This window comes from Blastococcus sp. MG754426, from assembly GCF_021699055.1.
GTDB lineage: Bacteria > Actinomycetota > Actinomycetes > Mycobacteriales > Geodermatophilaceae > Blastococcus.
On sequence record NZ_SSXC01000142.1, the window covers coordinates 1 to 2,925 of the forward strand.

3 protein-coding genes are annotated in these 2,925 nt (G+C 77.9%); all 3 read right to left on the bottom strand.

Features of this window, described 5'->3' with window-relative positions; all coding sequences use genetic code 11:
* Positions 1-370 precede the first annotated feature (370 nt).
* Entirely contained in the window at positions 371-1,546 is a 1,176-nt protein-coding gene (locus E9549_RS22570) for a nitrite/sulfite reductase (protein ID WP_236828840.1), read from the bottom strand.
* A gap of 80 nt (positions 1,547-1,626) precedes the next feature.
* The gene (locus E9549_RS22575; RefSeq protein WP_236828841.1) at positions 1,627-2,199 is read right to left on the bottom strand and encodes a hypothetical protein; all 573 of its coding nucleotides are present in this window, start codon (positions 2,197-2,199) and stop codon (positions 1,627-1,629) included.
* Positions 2,200-2,224: 25 nt separating this feature from the next.
* Positions 2,225-2,899 (bottom strand): DUF4383 domain-containing protein, encoded by a 675-nt coding sequence (locus tag E9549_RS22580; RefSeq protein WP_236828843.1) that lies wholly within the window; start codon positions 2,897-2,899, stop codon positions 2,225-2,227.
* Between the last annotated feature and the right edge of the window lie 26 nt (positions 2,900-2,925).

Here is a 2,925-nt window from a genome sequence, read left to right on the forward strand (position 1 = left end):
GCGGCCAGCCGGTTCGACGCGGTGAGCAACGCCCCCAGCTGCTCGATCAGCTGCGACCCGAACCGGCCGGCCAGCTCCTCACCGGCCAGGTCGTCCAGCGCGGCGACCAACCGGCCCACCGCACCGCCCACCTGTCGAACACACGTACGAACGCTACCGCGGATGATCGCTGCCCGCGACATGAAAGTGCAGTTCAAGCGCTTGTCCACAGATCCGGCAGCGCGCTCGACAGCTAGGTTCCGGACGTGTGGAACCCGCCTGCGGACGACCAGCGCGGTGGCCGGAGGCGCCGTACGGCGTTGTACCTGTACGTCGGCTCAGCTCGGGCTCGCGCCGCCGCCTCCGATGACCGGCACGACGCAGCGTCGGGTCAGGAGGTCGGCGCGTCGACCCGGTAGCCGGAACCGGTGGCGACCACGTCCACGACCGCGCCGCCGGGCCGGCCGCAGCGCCGCTCGCACCCGGCCCAGTGCTGCCTCGCCCCATCAGCCGGGAGGGCGCCGACCACCACGGCGGCGGTCGCGTCGGCGCGCACGTCCGCGAGCGACTTGGCGCAGCCGGGCAGCCCGGCGCAGGCGGTCACGCGGGTCCACGGGCTGCCCGGGTCGAGCACGAGCCCGGCCTCCACCAGCAGCGCGGCAGCCGACCCGTCGGCCAGGTCGGGGACGACCACCCCGCGCCAGGGTGTCAGCTGGACCTCCGCCGCGAGGTCGGCCAGCAGCGGCAGCTGGGCGGCGGTGAGCCGGCCCAGGGGTACGACCGCGGCCAGCGCCGTGCGGCCGTCGTCCTGCGGTACCGCACCGACCGCCCGCACCCGCGGCTCGGCGGGCACGTCGGCCCGCGCCGCGTCCGGTGCGCCGCCCACCCGCGCCGTCACCCGCGCGGGTCCGCCGGTCAGCTCCGCCAGGCGCCACGCGCGCCCGCCCTGCACGGCGCGCTCGGCGAGGAAGGCGCGGGTGGCGGCCAGCGCCAGGGCGACGGCGTCGTCGGACGTGGCGCGCAGCCCCGAATCGGCCCCGGCCAGGGTGAGCGCGACCGCCTCGCGGGAGAGGGCCAGCAGGCCGACGTCGCCCCCCAGCGCGGCGACGTCGCCCCGGCCGTCGTCGAAGGTGGCCAGGAACCGGCCGGGCAGCGCCGCGAGGGTCGGGTCCGCGCACAGCCCGGCGTCGAAGGCGCGCACCCAGGGGCGGGCGTCGAGCAGGCCCCCGGCCCGTCCGCTGAGCACGCTGCCCAGCAGGTTGCGCGCCGTCTCGTGGCTGTCGCTGGGCAGCAGCCCGGCCGCCGCGAGCCGCTCGCCCAGCTCGCCCGCCGCCCCTGGCCGGAGCCCGCGCAGCTGCACGTTCCCGCGGCTGGTCAGCTCCAGCGCGCCGTCCCCGAGCTCGACGGCGGCCGCGCCGAGCACGCGCAGCTGGTCGGCGCGGAGCAGCCCACCGGGGACCCGAACCCGCGCCAGCTCGCCGTCGGCGGCGGAGTGCGTCTGCAGCGCGCCGGGGCAGGCATCGGCGCGGTCACGCAGGGGCGGCGTGCGCGGTCCGGCTGATGGCATGGCACCCGCGAGGCTACGTCGCGGGCCGGCACGGCCGGCCCGCGACCAGCCCGGACGGCGGGCGCCGCCCGGTCGGGCGCTCAGCCGGGATTGCAGTAGACCCCGGGGAGCCGCGGCGAGCGGAGGTCCAGCCGCAGGCTCGCCAGCGGCCGGCCGTCGGCGGCCAGGGCGTCGGCGGTGGGCGGCCGCTGCCCGGCCCACACCACCACCAGGTGCCCGTGCCGCGGGACGGCGAGCAGGCGGGCGCCGACCCGCAGCCGGTCGACCTCCCGGCTCGCGCGCAGCGTCGCGTACGAGGCGTGCCGGGCGCCCCAGGGCAGCAGCCGCCCGCCGTCGCGCAGCACCGACCCGCCCCCGGTCAGGGCCACCGGTCCGCCGAGGGCCGCTGCGACGGGGCGGTCGGCCAGGTCGTCGCGCTCGAGGCCGCCCCCGCCACCCCCGAGCAGGACCCACTCCTGCCCGCGCCGCACGAGCACCCAGGTCTCCTGAACGACGGAGCCGACGCCGCGCCGGGCGAAGCACGTGCAGGCGACGTCGCCGTCGACGTCCACGGCCAGGGCGGCGAACCGCCGCCGGCGGCTCAACCGGGCGGGGGCATCCGGCACGCCGCCCTCGATGAGCACGATGCTCTCCGCGAGGGCGTCGTAGACCACCCCCGAAGGCTAGGCCCGGTGCGGGTCAGGCCCCGCCGCCCGGCCCGTCGAAGGAGAGCCACACCCGCCGGCGCTCCGCCCGGCTGTGCGCCGACGCCATCGCCGCCACCCGGCGCTGCTGGTCGGGGCTCGCGGTGTGCTGCACGACCGCGATCTCCGCCTCGCGCATGGCGCGCTCGGCGGCGAACTCCTCCGGCGTGGAGGGGTGCTCGTCGTCGTCGACGCCGTCCTCGTCGTCGTGGGGGTGGGCGTAGGGGCTGTCGGGCGGCAGGTTGCCGCTCACCCGGCCGTAGGCGCCGAGGACGAGCAGCACCAGCCCGGCGACGACCGAGAACACCACGTTGGGGAAGCGGAACGCCAGGAAGTTCAGGTCGGTGTTCAGGACGGCGAGGTTGGCCAGCGCCGACACCAGGAAGAGCACCCCGACGACGATCATCACCGTCGAGGCGATCCGGGGCCCGCGCACGGCCGCCGCGACGAGGACCGCCGCGGTGACGACGGAGATGGTGGACAGCAGGCCGTTGGACGACAGGCCGAGGATCCGCTCGCCCTCGGTCGAGAAGAAGTCCAGGCCGTCGGCGAAGCCCAGGATGCCGAAGACCGCGATCACCGCGGCGACCACCACCGCGCCGATGCGGTGCACGGCCGGCACGCGGCCGCCGGTCGGGGGGTGCTGCGGCGCGAGCCGCTCACCGGGCACCGGCCGTTCGCCGCGCGGCTCCGCAG